The following is a 14,580-nucleotide window of genomic DNA, read 5'->3' as shown; positions in this document are numbered from 1 at the left end:
ATGATGAAATTAAGCTCACTTATATGCCAGGACTGCAGCAAAGCTGCGGTCCTTTTTAATAGCAAAAAAAGAATTTTAGAGTTCATTAGCGAACTTGCTCACGACAAACTTCCGTATTTACCGCAACAAGATATTCTTAATGCTTTAATGAGCAGAGAAAAATTGGGTAGTACAGGTATAGGGCGTGGCATTGCCATTCCTCATGGAAGAATGAGCGGTGCAGAAGAGCCTTTGGCTTTAGTACTCGTTAGCGAAACTCCAATAAATTTTGATGCAATCGATAATCGCCCTGTTGATATTTTCGTCGCACTCATCGTACCAGATGGCGATAACCAGCAGCACTTAAAGACTCTAGCAACCATTGCTGATAAACTAAACAACAAAGATTTTTGTAAACAGTTACGCAGTGCAAAATCAGATGCTGAGCTTTACCAAGTTATTGTCAATCAATCATAGTTTTATAAAGGGTGTTAAATGGAGTTAATTATCATAAGCGGCCGTTCTGGTTCTGGAAAGTCGGTTGCTTTACGCGTTGTAGAAGATTTAGGTTATTATTGCGTAGATAATATTCCAGTTAACTTGCTTCCTTCATTAGTTCGCAGTGTGTCTGATAGCTATGATAAAATTGCTGTTAGCATTGATGTGCGTAACATCCCTAAACAACAAGATGAATTTAACGATATTCTTGAATACTTGCCTGGCTTTGCAAAACCTACGTTATTTTATTTAGATAGCGACGACCAAACATTGATCAAACGTTTTTCTGAAACTCGTAGATTACACCCACTATCAATTGACTCGTTGCCTCTTGATTTAGCCATCAAAAAAGAAAAAGAATTACTTGATGTATTAATCACCCGCGCCGACTTTATGATAGATACAACTGATTTGAGTGTTCATCAACTTGCTGAATCTATTCGTGAAAAGATTTTAGGTAAAAAAGATAAGCAACTGATTGTCACATTTGAATCGTTTGGTTTTAAATACGGTATACCAAAAGAAGCAGATTACGTATTTGATGCACGCTTTTTACCAAATCCACATTGGGAACCTGAATTAAAACCTTTAAATGGGTTAGATCAACCCGTTAAAGATTATTTGGCCAATCACAGCATAGTGCAAAAATTCACATGGCAAATTCAGACATTTGTACAAACATGGTTACCGCACTTAGAGCGAAATAACCGCAGTTATTTAACCATTGCTATTGGGTGTACAGGCGGACAACATCGCTCTGTATATTTAGCGCAAACTATCGGTGAAAGTTTTGCAATGACACATCCCAATGTTAAAATTCGCCATCGCGAACAAGAAAAATAATATAGCTGAATAATCACCTGTTCAGCTTAGGTAGAGTAAGTTATGCATTGTGAAGACACTTTTTTAATAAAAAACAAATTAGGATTGCACGCCAGAGCAGCCACCGTGCTTGCCCAATTAGCAGTGCAGTTTGATGCGACAATTACATTATTTCAAGATGACAAAGAAGCTGCAGGCGATAGCGTACTTGCATTAATGTTACTTGAAAGTAGCCAAGGCAAAGAAGTAAAAGTTGTATGTAAAGGCCCCGATTCTGAGCAAGCTTTACATGCTGTTGGAGAATTAATAGCACAACGTTTTAATGAACAAGAATAAACAGTTATAAAAATAATGCTCGCATTACTAATGCCCCAACTAAAACAGATATATAAAATAAATACGGTTAGTGACGCCAGTTAACTCACCTCTCCCCATAAAGTAATATAAAAATTTATAAAGGACGCCAATGCCTGAAGCTTTTGAACAAGATTACCCACTACAGCAACTAAAACAGGTGACTAAGTCACTCAATAGTGGTCAATTTGTTCAAGTTAGGCGCATGCTCGCAAAAACAGCTCCTTGTGATACCGCATTATTATTAGAATCATCACCACATAAAATTCGCCGACTCCTTTGGCAGTTGGTTGATCCTGATGTGCAAGGCGATGTTCTTGAAGAACTCTCAGAAGATGTACGTTTAGGCATTATTGCCCAAATGGAACCTAAGCACATTGCAGCCGCAACCGAAGATATGGGCCATGATGACTTAGGTGAAGTATTACGTAGCCTGCCTGACACCGTTTACAAAGACGTTGTTAGCGCGATGGACATTCAAGACCGTGAACGTGCAACACAAGCACTTTCGTATCAAGAGCGTTCTGCTGGCGCGCTCATGAACACCGATACGGTGACCATTCGCCCTGACGTTACGCTTGATGTTGTACTTCGATATATTAGGCTACGTGGCGAGTTACCAGAAGGTACCGATGACTTATATGTTGTTGATAAGCATAACTGCTTTATAGGCGCTTTATCACTCAGTACATTATTAACTAATCCACCAGAAAAGATTGTTCGCGATTTAATGGATGAAGATTGTGAGTCTATCCCAATCTCAATGGATGAAAGTGAAGTAGCTCAATTATTTGAGCGTCATAATTGGATATCGGCCCCCGTCGTTGATGATAACGATCAGCTCCTTGGTCGTGTCACTATCGATGACATCGTTGACGTAATTCGAGAAGATGCTGAGCATAGTTTATTAGGCTTAGCCGGTCTTGATGATGAAGAAGATACTTTTGCTCCCGTACTAAAAAGCTCTAAAAAACGCTCAGTTTGGTTAGGTGTTAACTTGCTGACTGCACTTGCAGCTGCTTTTGTAGCTAGCTTTTTTGAAGGTACTTTAGATGTGCTCCCTATTTTGGCTGTACTTAACGGTATTGTCCCTTCTATGGGTGGTGTTGCTGGTAGCCAATCGTTAACGCTTGTTATCCGTGGTATTGCAGTAGGTCATATAAATCAAACAAACCAACGTTTCTTGATGATGAAAGAGCTTGCCATTGGCGCACTAAACGGCGTTTTATGGTCGCTGTTAATTGCAGGTGTTATTGCCCTATGGCAATGGGACTTTATGCTTGGTGGTGTACTCGCCTTCGCTATGTTTATGAATTTAGTTGTAGCGGGAGTTGCTGGTGCAAGTATTCCAATAATTCTTAAAAGAATGAATATAGATCCTGCGCTTGCAGGTAGTGTAGTACTGACTACAGTGACAGACATTGTAGGTATATTCGCCTTTTTAGGTACTGCTACCTGGTTGCTGGTGTAAATTAGAAACTTTTGCAAATAACTAAAGTAAAAAACACTTAGGGTAAAGCTGCAACTATGAAAACGGATACCAAAAATAAAAAAGACACACCTAAAAAAACGCCAAAACAAAAAGGCCTATCAATATTAAAAAGTGTGTTGATATATGGCTCTATATTTTTCGTTATTTACACTGCTGTTAATTGGTGGCGACAACCTGTAATGCCAGCTAATCCGCAATTGCAATTGCAATTAACAGATTATAAAGGGCAAAACATTGATTTAGCAGCAATGAGCCATGATAAACCAACACTTGTCTATTTTTGGGGAACTTGGTGTCCTATTTGTAGTATTACCTCCCCTGCCATAAACGAACTCTCCGCAGAAAATAATTATCCCGTAGTCACCATCGCAATAAAGTCAGATTCAGCTCAAGAACTACATAATTATTTAAATGAGCATGGCTACAGTTTCACCACTGTCAACGATCAACACGGTGAGATATTTACCGATTGGCAAGGACAAGTCACGCCATCCTATATAATCTTAAAAAATAATAAAATGACGCAAGGGCTAACAGGCATTCAGCCGCTATGGTCACTTAAGTTGCGTTTGTGGTTATCATCAACGTTTTAAGAAAAAACTAACTGTAAGTATATAGGCACTAAATACGTGCTATCTCAAGAGGGGTTTCTAAAAGCTCGCTCTTTATCACCTACAATAATATAGATAATAAAGAGCAAGGTTTACTTAATTTACGCATTAAAAGGGTTTAAAAAACCTTAGCGTAATTAAACTAATCTACTAGGGCGTGTTGATCTTTGTGGATTGAAATTTGTTCAATCTAGGGGCGATTAAATCGCGGCGCGAGGTTTGTAACCTAGTGGGCTAAGTAAAAACCGAGCAACAAAGAGTTAATCGTCCCTAGAAAGAACCCAAAGGGCAGCGCATGTTTGGTATTTATGCTGCGTTATCGCCTATTCATGGGGAATAACCACACTACATAGGCTCCGCCTTGCCTAAAAACCAAACATACTGCTGCAAATTAACCCACCAAAGATCAACACGCCCTAGTTATTATTAGATTGAATCACTAACGTGTACTTTGACGATTACCGCCTACTTTTGGTTTAGTGTTTGCCTTTTTAAATTGGCTAAAACCAGTATGTCGCGTTAGTGCAGGACGTCCGCCTTTACTGCCACCTTTACCTGCTTTTTCATCACGCCCTTCCTCAGGCACTAAACAGTTAGGCCCTTTACCAATTAAATTAGCTTTACCCATTTTACGTAGAGCTTCACGTATCATTGGCCAACCAGCTGCATCGTGGTAGCGTAAAATAGCTTTATGTAATCTACGTTGGCGCGCACCTTTAGGTACTGGAACAACTTCCGTATTATTTTTAATATTACGTAAAGAGTTCATTTCTGTGTGGTAAATAGTCGTCGCATTAGCCATCGGTGATGGGTAAAAATTTTGCACCTGATCCAGCTTAAAGTCGTTTGATTTAAGCCATAAAGCCATGTTTACCATGTCTTCATCTTTTGTCCCTGGATGAGCCGAGATAAAGTAAGGGATCAAATACTGCTTTTTACCGGCTTCTTTAGAGTACTTATCAAATAATTCTTTAAATTGATCGTACGCGCCCATACCTGGTTTCATCATTTTTGATAATGGACCGTCCTCTGTATGCTCTGGCGCTATTTTTAAGTAGCCGCCCACATGATGGGTTACTAATTCTTTAACGTAACGCGGGTCGCGTACAGCTAAGTCGTAACGAACACCAGAAGCAATCAATACCTTTTTAATACCTTTAACTTCACGTGCTTTTTTATACAAGTCTATTGTTGGTGTATGGTCTGTATCCATGTGCTTACAAATTTCAGGATACACACATGATAAACGCCTACAGGTACTCTCTGCCTTTTTGCTCGTACAACGCAGTTTATACATGTTAGCCGTTGGACCACCTAAATCAGAAATAACACCAGTAAAGCCCGGTACTTTATCTCTAATCTGTTCAATTTCTTCAATAATTGATTCTTGCGAACGGCTTTGAATAATACGCCCTTCATGCTCCGTAATTGAGCAAAACGAACAACCACCAAAACAACCGCGCATAATATTAACCGACGTTTTTATCATGTCATAAGCAGGTATTTTAGAGTCGCCGTAACTTGGGTGAGGAATACGCTGATACGGTAAACCAAACACAGCATCCATCTCATGTGTTTCTAGTGGGTATGCTGGCGGGTTTACCCAAATAGAACGATCGCCGTGTCGCTGAAACAGCGCTCTTGCACAACCAGGGTTTGTTTCTTGATGTAGAATACGTGAAGCATGGGCGTATAAAGGTTTGTTAACACTTACTTGTTCATAAGCAGGTAACTTAACATAGGTTTTTTCCCACGGCTTAGGACGCGCAGGCTGAACCATAATTGGTTTTGCAGCTTCCGCTTTTAAATCAATACCCGCTTGTTTAAACTCTGATTTACTACAGCCAACATCATCAGCGCCGTATGGATTTGGAATAGGATCAATTTTACCAATTTTATCAATAGCGGTAGAGTCGCTACCACGCCAACCCGGTAAAGGCTCTTTTCGAATAACAGCTGTGCCGCGAATATCTTGAATAGTATCCATTGTTTCGCCTGCGGCAATGCGGTGTGCAACTTCAACTAACGGGCGCTCTGCGTTACCGTAAATTAAAATGTCAGCTTTTGCATCAAACAAAATACTACGACGTACTTTTTCTTGCCAGTAATCATAATGAGCAATACGACGAAGGCTAGCTTCAATACCACCAATAACAATCGGTATTCCTTTGTAGGCTTCACGGCATTTTTGTGAGTAGATCATTACGGCGCGATCTGGGCGTTTACCGCCTACGTTATCTGGCGTGTAAGCATCATCGTGGCGCATACGCTTTTCAGCTGTATAGCGATTGATCATCGAATCCATGTTACCGGCTGTTACACCAAAAAATAAATTTGGCCTGCCGAGTTCCATAAATGCGTCTTTAGAATCCCATGCAGGCTGGGCAATAATACCCACTCTAAAACCCTGCGCTTCAAGTACACGGCCAATTACAGCCATACCAAAACTAGGATGATCGACGTACGCGTCGCCACTAATTATTATTATGTCGCAGCTATCCCAGCCAAGTGCATCCATTTCTTCACGTGTAGTTGGTAAAAATGGCGCGGTGCCATAACATTCAGCCCAGTACTTAGGGTATGAAAATAAGGCGCGCTTAGCTTTGAGAGTGCTCATAATTGTGGCCGTAGAATAACAAAAGGCGCGAATTATACCCTACTAAATTGTTTATATATACAAAGTAGTCAAAGCATATTGCGCCTTAAATTCTAAATCGTTCATTATCTTAAATAATAATAAGTTAATCTTTTTTAGCGTTTATTTATAAGTTCGATTTTTAAAATAAGTATGCATACATAAAACACTCTCCACTTCCCCAAGTCTTTAAGCAATTTTACTGATTCTATGCTTCAACATCTTATTGGTTCATTTTACAAAACCAAGAAATGTAGAATCAAAACTTTCAACAAGTGTATTTATTTTATAGCTTCATTAAAAATATAGCTCTAACGGTATTCATGCAACTAAGTAACAATTAATAAATTATTTTTGGTTTATAATCTAATTCATACTATAGTCCATTAATAAAAGTTGTTGTATTTCAGCTCAAAAAACGAATAAAGGTGTGCTTATTAAGCTATTAAAAATATTAATTAAAGGCGTACTGTTATTACTATTAGTACTCGTACTGATAGGACTGATACTCCCTCAAAGTTATAGTGTGAATAAAACAATTGAAATCAATGCAAATATAGAAGTAGTAAAGCCGCTTGTCACCGACTTTAGTCAATGGCAAAAATGGTCTCCGTGGGAAAAGGTAGACTCCAGCATACGCTTTACTCTAGGCGAACCTAGTTCTGGCTTAGGGGCTCATCAGTCTTGGAAAGGGAAATGGGGTTATGGTGAAATGATCATAACGTCGATAAGTCAAAATAAGGTCAGCTTTAACATACTTTTAAATGCTGAACATATTATCAGAGGAACATTTAATTTTAGTGAGCAAAACGGTATTGTTACTTTAATATGTAATATTGAAGGGCAAACAACCGCTCCTTTGATATCTGGCTACACCGCAATTTTGAGCGAGTATGTGCTGCGTAATACAGTTTCGCTGGGATTAAATAACCTTCAAACCGTTGCACAACTTAGTGATCCACAAAGGATAATGCAAAGTCATGACAGTCAAAACAGCACAAGCGAGAATTAACCTTGCCAACATCATTGAATCCTTACTTGGCTATCCTATAACTAAAGTAGGAAGTAACGGCGTGCTACCTACTAACGAGCAAAGTTACGATATTAAAGGCCAAATTAAACCGCTTTATCATATCAACAGTGAAAACTCTGTTTTAGCTCGCGCCCAAAAGCGCCAAGATTTGCTACTAATAAAACAGCAACAAAATATAGAGTCAATTTTAGCAATGGCTATGGGGTTTTGCCCTGATGTAGCAAGTAGTAAACAACCTGATGTAGATTGGGTAGAGCATTTTATAGCGCTGTGTGAAGATACTTCAAATGAGTCAATGCAAACTTTATGGGCTAAAATTTTAACGGGAGAAACGCTTAACCCGGGGACGTTTTCAATTAAAAGCCTGCAAACGTTAAAGCACATGACACAGCGAGAAGCGGACTCTTTACAAAAGTGTGTTTCGCTTTCAGGTTACAACGAAAAAGACGATAGTCACTTCATTTTACTCGGCTTTTATAAAAAACCATCTTTGTTCGATTTACTACGAAAAGGCAATAAAGTATCTCTAAATTTAGGAAAAACAGGTATTAGCTTTCCTGATATTTTAACGCTCATGGATCTTAATTTACTGTATAGAAAAGAGATTGAATCTGCAGTGCTTAAAGCAGGGCAAGAACTTACGCTTTCATTTTTATCGCAAAAAGTAACGTTAAAAGCAAAGAGTAGCGATTTGGTATTAAGCTATTACAAATTTACTCAAACAGGTGATGAGCTATCTAAACTTATTAACTTCCCAGTAAATAAGGTCTATAAGCAACTGATTAATAATGCGTTGGAAGGAGAGTTTGATTTAGCGTGGCACGCTATAAAATAATATGCCACGCTTTGTTCAATTAGAGGTAACTAATTAAAAATGAACCTGAATACCCGCAAATGGGCCAGATGCATCAATATCAGTAGTAATATCATCTACATCATCAAGTTCTAATATCATAGAGCGGTAACCTGCTTTAATTGCAACATCTACCGCTAAATTATCAATAAGTTCATACGCTACGCCGACTTGATAATCTTGTACTTTGCTATCGTCAATAGCCAAAAAGCTACCTTCAAAAAATACACTTAAACCAGTAAACGGTAAGCCTGCTTCAGCACGGCCATATGCAAGAGGAACAAAACCAGAGAAGTCTTTGGTTTCGGTAAAGTCAGTGCCACCATTTTGGGTAGTGCCACTTACAACAATATCACCATCAAATTGTTTAACGTTTAAACCTAAGTCAATCGAGATTAAATCGTTATCGAAAATCTCGTAGTAAAAGATGTAATCAATATGCGTTAAATCACTAACTGTATTTACAGTAGAACCCACAACATAATCAGAGCCATTAAAGCTAAATGTATCTGTAAGCTGTGCAGAACCATTTAGCTCAAGCTCTGTATACTTTAGTTTAATGTTTGGAACTAGTGGCACTGGGTGCTCAAGTGCCGCGTAGTAACTTACAAAAGTCTCATCCTCAAAATCAAAATCTTGAGATGATTTATCTTTATAAGAAAATTGACCATCGTTATCTGACTTCCACCCATCAACACCTACGTATAAACCTAGTAGAGTGTCAGCTTGCGCTGCGGGTGCTAAACATGCCATTGAAAGGGCTGCTGCTAAACAATACTTTTTCATTTTTTATCCTTGAGCTAATAGCTCGCTAAGTTCGATTAAAGCCGCATTGGCTCTAGAAATATAATTTGCCATAACTAAAGAATGGTTAGCCACATAGCCAAAACCATTCCCGTTTAAAATAAGTGGGCTCCACACTGTTTCTTGGGTTGCCTCAAGCTCACGTATAATTTGCTGAACACTTACACGTGCATTTTTCTTTTCAAGCACATCATTAAAGTCATACTCTATCGCTTGTAAAAAATGCAGTAACGCCCAAGTAGCGCCGCGCGATTCGTAAAACACATCGTCAATTTCTAACCACGGTGTTCTTACTTGCTGCTGTAACGGCGCAAGAGTTGCTTGTTTATTAGATGAGTTACCCGCTAAATCGGTATTCACTTTTTCTTGGCCTACACTGGCACTTAAACGCTGGCTTAAGCTACCCAAACGTTTTTCAGCTTCTTTAAGCCAACTACGTAAGTTATCTGCTCGTGCGTAAAACTGGCTATCGCGTTCATGTTCATTAGCAATTTGTCCACGATATACCATTAAATAATCAATACCTTTTTGGTACTCACCTTCAGCGCTTGGCCACGCCCATGCTTCAGAGCTTATATTAAACTGTGGCTGTGCCTTTTTAAGTGCTTCATGCTCAGTTGATTGTGATTGCGAACGACTAAAATCTTTACGCATAGAAAGCGATAAATCACGCACCATTTCAAGTGCGCCATATTCCCACGCTGGCATATCATCCATAATAATACTTGGCGGTATCACATCATTTGATAAGTAGCCACCTGGTTTATCAAGCAAAGTGCTAGCAACTGTAATAAGCGTTGATGTAGTTACATAACCCGTTACTATTTTTTCATTATGAAGCTGCGCTTGCTCTTTCGCGTTTGCAACAACATCGAAACGTGCAGGCTCTGTGCTCCAATAAACAGCAATTGCGTAAAATATAATAAGCAGTAAAACAACTATTCCTGCTATTTTTCCTTTGTGTTGCGACATGTGTACTCCTAGTGATGAGCGTGTTGAGTAGATGGTTTTGACTGCGTAGCTTGCGCTTCAAGCGATACGACTTGAGCATTAGTGAACAAGCGATTACCGTCACTAAAATATAGCGTGAGTTTGCGTTCTTGCCCTACTTTTAATGGCTCTTGTGGTTCAAATACCATTAAATGATAACCGCCAGGTTGAAAACTGACACTTTCGTGCGCTTTAATTTCAACTGATTCAACTTGTTGCATTTTCATCATGCCGTCTACATGTGAATGCTCGTGTATTTCAACACGGCCTAAGCCATCAATAGTTGCCTTAGTTAAAGTTGCTGCGGCTCCACTGTGATTTATTAGCGTTAAATAACCTACAGTTGAAGTACTGCCAGGTAAAAACTCTCTAATTTGCGCGTTAGTTACTTCGAGCACAGCCACATCAGAACCATGATCGTGCCCTGAGTGCGCCGCCAACGATGACGAAAAAAAACTAAATATTAATGCAGAAGCCATCGAAAAACATAGTTTCGTCATCATTCTTATCCTTATAAAAACTTTAAATTACAGGCTAAATTTAACATAGTTAACCTATAATAGTCAGTCAAATTAAGGATTAAGAGGCTACTTTTTTGTTATCGGCAACAAGCCAACACAACACTGCAACAAATAGTAACGGCCATGCAATCATTATAGATCCGAATAAAAGCGCTAAAACAGTCCCTGCTAATGCCACAACACCCGCTCCAACTAATCCCATAGTAATTAAAGCCACTACCGCAACCACAGCAACAATTGCGGCCAAAGCACCTACAAGCTCGAGCCCTGCCCAGCTAATATCAGCAATCCATAACGGCAACTGCCAAGAATCAATCTGCACAAACGTTATTAAATCAGTAAACAGTAATAAATAGATAATTACGCAGACAGCTAAGGCTTTCATGGTGATACTCCTTAATATACTTTGTCTTCAAGACAGCAATGCGCTATAAAATAACCAAGTGCAATTGCAAACGGAAAACTCAAAAATAATAAAATAGTAACTACACGTGTTGCCCATACAGGAAAATCCAATCGATGAGCTAAACCACTACAAACACCCGATATTTTTTTATTCAGAGTATCTTTATACCAACCTCGTTGACGATTAAAGCTATTCATAATATTCCCCTTAAGCAGTCTGTTTTAAATCAGTTTTTAAACTTGTTTTTAACTGGGCTAACTCAGCATCTATTTTTTCATTTTTAACTAAAGTTTCAATTTGTGAAGCCGTCGTATTTGCAGAGTCAGTTAACTCATATGCTTCTATTTGCGCTTCAATACTTTCTACACGCTGCTCTACCTGATCAAATCGAGATAGTGCATGAGCTACTTTATCGCTTTGTAATTGTGTACTGATTCGCCCTCTAGCAATAACAACATTATGACGCTGCATCAATTGAGCTTGCTTAGTTTTAGCCATAGTCATTTTTTGCTGTAAGCGCTCGCAATCAGCTTTAATTTTTGCGATAGACTCTTGCAAAGTTTCTAATTGCGTTTGCCTATTTACAATGCTTTCGCTAACACGTTGCTTTTCAAGTAAGGCAGACTTAGCAAGGTCATCATTGCCTTTTTTAATCGCATGCTCTGCTTTAGTTTGCCAAGCTGCTAATTCTATTTTTTTAGTATCAATTTGACGATTAATTATTTTTTCTTCACACAATAAAGCGGCAGCTGTAGTACGACACTTATTTAATGCATCTTGCATGTCGGTAAGCATTAGGTTTAAAAGCTTTTCAGGGTCTTCTGCTTTATCAAGCATGGCGACAATGTTTGATTGAATAACATCATTTACGCGGTTAAATATTCCCATGGTATTCTCCTGTTAATTTTTAATTGATTACAACAAGAGGATTCCAAGAGTTGTGCCAAGTCCATAAAAACTAAAATAAACTATTTTATATCAATGAGATGAATTAAAAACACTTAAGAACTTAGTGACTTCCAGCTGAACATAATAGAGTGTAATTGGCCAATAAATTATGCTTTTGACTAATTTTTAGGATCAAAAAAGCCACTCGAAAGTTAACACCGATCAGTTAAGGTATTTTTGATCGGTTGACCGATCTTTTGGTTGCTTCACAATACCCTTATCATCTTTTGATTATGAGGGTATTTTTATGCTTAGTCATTGGTTACTTGATACGGATATATTCGCCACTCCTGACTCTTTATCTACATTTCAGAAACATATCCCTCTTGAGTGGATTTCTAATGTGCTCGAGCAGACCGATAAAGCAAGTATTCGCAAACGTAAGTTACCTGCTGAGCTTGTCGTCTGGCTTATCATTGCAATGGGTCTTTTTCGCGACCGCTCTATTAGTGACGTTGTTGAGAAGTTAGATTTAACACTCACTGATACCCTGGGCGATACGGTTGCTCCAAGTGCTATTCCTCAAGCGAGACAGCGCCTCAGTAGCGACCCCATCCAAGCCTTATTTCACCTATGTGCAGCCCATTGGGTCAACAACAACCGAAAAGTGATCCACTCCACCATTTGAATAATGATCCACTATTTATTAAGGTTTTCCATTAACCCTGCTTGTTTCTTTTCTTTGATTCTATAACTTTCCCCCTTAATTTGAACAATGTGTGAGTGATGTAAAATTCTATCTAACATCGCTGATGTTAACGCTGTATCATTCGCAAAAATGCTTCCCCATTGTCCAAATGGGAGATTACTTGTGAGTATTATTGCTCCTTTTTCATAACGCTTTGCAATGACGTCAAACAATAACTTGGATTCTTGAGCACTAAACGGTAAATAACCTATTTCATCAATTATTAGTAGCCTGGGTGCCAAAACTGACCGCTGCATCACTTGTTTATACTTATCTTGTCGTTGAGCGGTGGTTAATTGTAATATTAAATCAGACGCGCTAATAAAGCGGGTTTTCAAGCCTGCTTGTACTGCCTTGTAACCTAGTGCACTAGCAATATGTGTTTTGCCTACACCAGATGGCCCGAGCAGAACGATGTTTTCTTTTCGTTCAATAAACGAGAGTGTAGCAAGCTCGTTAACCTGTTTTTTGGGCACACCAGTGGCAAACGTAAAATCAAACTCCTCGAGCGATTTTAATGACGGAAACCCAGCCATACGTGTAAACATAACCTGTTTACGTTGATGCCGGTGCTTCTGCTCGCTTTGCAGTATGCGTTCTAGAAACTGTAAATAATCCCATTCTTCTTTTGCTGCTTGCTGCGCTAGCGCTGTTGCGTTCGTTTCAACACCAGCGAGTTGAAGCTCCTCTGTTAGCTCATGCAAACGTGCTAATTGTAAGTTCATAAAGCCTCCGAAAACTGCGCGTAAATGTTTAAATCATGATGTAACGGTTGAGTCTCGAAGGACATATCAAATAAAGGCATGCTCACTTCTGCCGGCTGTGGTGGTGCAACAGGTTGGAGCGGGGGTAAAGATTGCAGGTATGTTTGCTCTTCTTTTAATCTATCTGCAGGTTTTACTTTTATTGTGTCGTGAATGCGCTGGTTAGCAACCGTATTTAACCAGTTAATGACTTCAACATTGGCAGTTTCAACGTCCAAAGTAAGTTCAAGGGCGGATAATTTAGTGGCCAATGGCTGATAAAAGTTATCGCGCACATAGCGTACCATTCGCTCTACTTTACCTTTTGTTTGCGGGCGGTAGGGTTTACATAGCTTTGGAATGAATCCCATTTCTTTACTAAATTGGTAAAAATGCTGATTAAAGCGGTGCTTACCCTCACCGTAAGCATCACGCTCTATAACAACGGTTTTCATATTGTCATACCATATTTGCTGTGGAATGCCTTGAAAATACTCAAAGGCTTGGCGATGACATGCTTCGAGCGTTTCATAGCGCATGTTGTCAGTAATCGCGACAAACAATGCACGGCTATAGCCTAAAACAGCGACAAAGGCATGCAGAGGTGACTTTCCTCCGCGCATTTGCCCCCAATCAACTTGCATTTGTTTACCTGCTTCGGTTTCAAAGCGAATAATGGGTTGGGGTTCAACGCTACCTCGATATTGATGCAGGTATTGACGTAGTAACGATATTTCTCCGGTATAGCCTTGCTCTTTAATTTCTCTCAGTAAAACAACGGCTGATAAGTGTATTGGAGCAGCTTTAGCTAACCGAGAATGCAAATACGGTTTAAAGGCCTCTAATTTTGAAATACCCGTTTTACGAGTAGCATAATGCGGCTCGTCAAAATCACCTTGAAGGTATTTTTTAACGGTGTTACGCGATATGCCTAACTGTTTAGCAGTGGCTCGTTGAGACATGCCTTGCATGGCTAAGACTTTTATTTTCATGAACTCTTCTTTTGAAATCATGGTGCTTACCGAAAAGCACCAGTGTTAAGTTAACTGGATCAGATTTCAATTGTTGAAGTGGATCATTTTTGCATTGCTGGTAACACATTGGACACAAGAAGAAGATGCTGATGATACGTGGTATGGACTCCGGTTATTTTCTGTCGATGGAACGCAATTTCGTGCACCTGATACACCGGCTCTAGCTGAG

16 protein-coding genes and 1 pseudogene are annotated in these 14,580 nt (G+C 39.2%); 8 read left to right on the top strand and 9 right to left on the bottom strand.

Going from position 1 to position 14,580, the window contains the following annotated elements:
• Positions 1-3 precede the first annotated feature (3 nt).
• From ptsN to I6F53_RS06785, 5 genes are all read left to right on the top strand, one after another.
• Positions 4-456, top strand: coding sequence for a PTS IIA-like nitrogen regulatory protein PtsN (gene ptsN / locus I6F53_RS06805; RefSeq protein ID WP_024594001.1), 453 nt, complete (start codon positions 4-6; stop codon positions 454-456).
• An 18-nt stretch (positions 457-474) separates the two neighbouring features.
• Positions 475-1,320 carry an RNase adapter RapZ gene (rapZ, locus tag I6F53_RS06800; RefSeq protein WP_010554269.1) on the top strand — a complete coding sequence of 282 codons (846 nt, stop codon included), beginning with the start codon at positions 475-477 and terminating at the stop codon, positions 1,318-1,320.
• Between the two features lie 42 nt (positions 1,321-1,362).
• On the top strand, positions 1,363-1,635 hold the full coding sequence (locus I6F53_RS06795) for an HPr family phosphocarrier protein (protein ID WP_002957937.1): 273 nt from the start codon (positions 1,363-1,365) through the stop codon (positions 1,633-1,635).
• 130 nt (positions 1,636-1,765) lie between these two features.
• Positions 1,766-3,124 (top strand): magnesium transporter, encoded by a 1,359-nt coding sequence (gene mgtE / locus I6F53_RS06790; protein WP_010554268.1) that lies wholly within the window; start codon positions 1,766-1,768, stop codon positions 3,122-3,124.
• Positions 3,125-3,180: 56 nt separating this feature from the next.
• Positions 3,181-3,738 carry a protein disulfide oxidoreductase gene (locus I6F53_RS06785; protein ID WP_197238986.1) on the top strand — a complete coding sequence of 186 codons (558 nt, stop codon included), beginning with the start codon at positions 3,181-3,183 and terminating at the stop codon, positions 3,736-3,738.
• 457 nt (positions 3,739-4,195) lie between these two features.
• Here I6F53_RS06785 and I6F53_RS06780 read toward each other — a convergent pair whose 3' ends face one another.
• The gene (locus I6F53_RS06780; protein ID WP_007580292.1) at positions 4,196-6,373 is read right to left on the bottom strand and encodes a YgiQ family radical SAM protein; all 2,178 of its coding nucleotides are present in this window, start codon (positions 6,371-6,373) and stop codon (positions 4,196-4,198) included.
• A gap of 448 nt (positions 6,374-6,821) precedes the next feature.
• Here I6F53_RS06780 and I6F53_RS06775 point away from each other — a divergent pair, with 448 nt between their 5' ends.
• Positions 6,822-7,403 (top strand): SRPBCC family protein, encoded by a 582-nt coding sequence (locus tag I6F53_RS06775; RefSeq protein WP_166419378.1) that lies wholly within the window; start codon positions 6,822-6,824, stop codon positions 7,401-7,403.
• Positions 7,372-8,259: a TIGR03899 family protein gene (locus I6F53_RS06770; protein WP_166419379.1), complete on the top strand. Its 888-nt coding sequence runs from the start codon at positions 7,372-7,374 to the stop codon at positions 8,257-8,259. The genes I6F53_RS06775 and I6F53_RS06770 overlap by 32 nt, the downstream gene beginning before the upstream one ends.
• Before the next feature lie 33 nt (positions 8,260-8,292).
• Here I6F53_RS06770 and I6F53_RS06765 read toward each other — a convergent pair whose 3' ends face one another.
• The 6 genes from I6F53_RS06765 to I6F53_RS06740 all read right to left on the bottom strand — a co-directional run bounded on the left by I6F53_RS06765 (position 8,293) and on the right by I6F53_RS06740 (position 11,886).
• A complete protein-coding gene (locus I6F53_RS06765) occupies positions 8,293-9,063 on the bottom strand; it encodes a TIGR04219 family outer membrane beta-barrel protein (RefSeq protein WP_166419380.1) in 771 nt (256 codons plus the stop codon).
• 3 nt (positions 9,064-9,066) lie between these two features.
• Positions 9,067-10,053 carry a DUF2333 family protein gene (locus I6F53_RS06760; protein ID WP_166419381.1) on the bottom strand — a complete coding sequence of 329 codons (987 nt, stop codon included), beginning with the start codon at positions 10,051-10,053 and terminating at the stop codon, positions 9,067-9,069.
• Between the two features lie 8 nt (positions 10,054-10,061).
• Positions 10,062-10,571 (bottom strand): copper chaperone PCu(A)C, encoded by a 510-nt coding sequence (locus I6F53_RS06755; RefSeq protein ID WP_024590184.1) that lies wholly within the window; start codon positions 10,569-10,571, stop codon positions 10,062-10,064.
• 79 nt (positions 10,572-10,650) lie between these two features.
• Positions 10,651-10,977, bottom strand: coding sequence for a hypothetical protein (locus I6F53_RS06750; protein WP_010554260.1), 327 nt, complete (start codon positions 10,975-10,977; stop codon positions 10,651-10,653).
• A gap of 11 nt (positions 10,978-10,988) precedes the next feature.
• Positions 10,989-11,195 carry a PspC domain-containing protein gene (locus tag I6F53_RS06745; RefSeq protein WP_166419382.1) on the bottom strand — a complete coding sequence of 69 codons (207 nt, stop codon included), beginning with the start codon at positions 11,193-11,195 and terminating at the stop codon, positions 10,989-10,991.
• A 10-nt stretch (positions 11,196-11,205) separates the two neighbouring features.
• Positions 11,206-11,886 (bottom strand): PspA/IM30 family protein, encoded by a 681-nt coding sequence (locus I6F53_RS06740; protein ID WP_166419383.1) that lies wholly within the window; start codon positions 11,884-11,886, stop codon positions 11,206-11,208.
• Between the two features lie 307 nt (positions 11,887-12,193).
• Here I6F53_RS06740 and I6F53_RS06735 point away from each other — a divergent pair.
• Positions 12,194-12,573: pseudogene (locus I6F53_RS06735) on the top strand (transposase domain-containing protein); the annotation flags it as partial.
• A gap of 12 nt (positions 12,574-12,585) precedes the next feature.
• On the opposite strand, the gene istB reads toward I6F53_RS06735, so the two are convergent.
• Together istB and istA are read right to left on the bottom strand one after the other, a co-directional pair.
• On the bottom strand, positions 12,586-13,359 hold the full coding sequence (gene istB, locus I6F53_RS06730) for an IS21-like element helper ATPase IstB (RefSeq protein ID WP_089367648.1): 774 nt from the start codon (positions 13,357-13,359) through the stop codon (positions 12,586-12,588).
• Positions 13,356-14,390, bottom strand: coding sequence for an IS21 family transposase (gene istA, locus I6F53_RS06725; protein WP_197238983.1), 1,035 nt, complete (start codon positions 14,388-14,390; stop codon positions 13,356-13,358). The genes istB and istA overlap by 4 nt, the downstream gene beginning before the upstream one ends.
• Between the last annotated feature and the right edge of the window lie 190 nt (positions 14,391-14,580).

It is taken from the genome of Pseudoalteromonas sp. SWN29 (assembly GCF_015864465.1).
Classification (GTDB): domain Bacteria; phylum Pseudomonadota; class Gammaproteobacteria; order Enterobacterales; family Alteromonadaceae; genus Pseudoalteromonas.
This window is presented reverse-complemented; position numbering and strand designations above follow the sequence as displayed.

Bases quoted from the DNA above. Each gene is read 5' to 3' on its own strand.
- I6F53_RS06750 (WP_010554260.1), bottom strand. From the start codon at position 10,977: ATGAAAGCCTTAGCTGTCTGCGTAATTATCTATTTATTACTGTTTACT.
- I6F53_RS06745 (WP_166419382.1), bottom strand. From the start codon at position 11,195: ATGAATAGCTTTAATCGTCAACGAGGTTGGTATAAAGATACTCTGAAT.
- I6F53_RS06785 (WP_197238986.1), top strand. From the start codon at position 3,181: ATGAAAACGGATACCAAAAATAAAAAAGACACACCTAAAAAAACGCCA.
- istB (WP_089367648.1), bottom strand. From the start codon at position 13,359: ATGAACTTACAATTAGCACGTTTGCATGAGCTAACAGAGGAGCTTCAA.
- I6F53_RS06795 (WP_002957937.1), top strand. From the start codon at position 1,363: ATGCATTGTGAAGACACTTTTTTAATAAAAAACAAATTAGGATTGCAC.
- I6F53_RS06770 (WP_166419379.1), top strand. From the start codon at position 7,372: ATGACAGTCAAAACAGCACAAGCGAGAATTAACCTTGCCAACATCATT.
- ptsN (WP_024594001.1), top strand. From the start codon at position 4: ATGAAATTAAGCTCACTTATATGCCAGGACTGCAGCAAAGCTGCGGTC.
- I6F53_RS06780 (WP_007580292.1), bottom strand. From the start codon at position 6,373: ATGAGCACTCTCAAAGCTAAGCGCGCCTTATTTTCATACCCTAAGTAC.
- istA (WP_197238983.1), bottom strand. From the start codon at position 14,390: ATGATTTCAAAAGAAGAGTTCATGAAAATAAAAGTCTTAGCCATGCAA.
- I6F53_RS06740 (WP_166419383.1), bottom strand. From the start codon at position 11,886: ATGGGAATATTTAACCGCGTAAATGATGTTATTCAATCAAACATTGTC.
- rapZ (WP_010554269.1), top strand. From the start codon at position 475: ATGGAGTTAATTATCATAAGCGGCCGTTCTGGTTCTGGAAAGTCGGTT.
- I6F53_RS06760 (WP_166419381.1), bottom strand. From the start codon at position 10,053: ATGTCGCAACACAAAGGAAAAATAGCAGGAATAGTTGTTTTACTGCTT.
- I6F53_RS06765 (WP_166419380.1), bottom strand. From the start codon at position 9,063: ATGAAAAAGTATTGTTTAGCAGCAGCCCTTTCAATGGCATGTTTAGCA.
- mgtE (WP_010554268.1), top strand. From the start codon at position 1,766: ATGCCTGAAGCTTTTGAACAAGATTACCCACTACAGCAACTAAAACAG.
- I6F53_RS06755 (WP_024590184.1), bottom strand. From the start codon at position 10,571: ATGACGAAACTATGTTTTTCGATGGCTTCTGCATTAATATTTAGTTTT.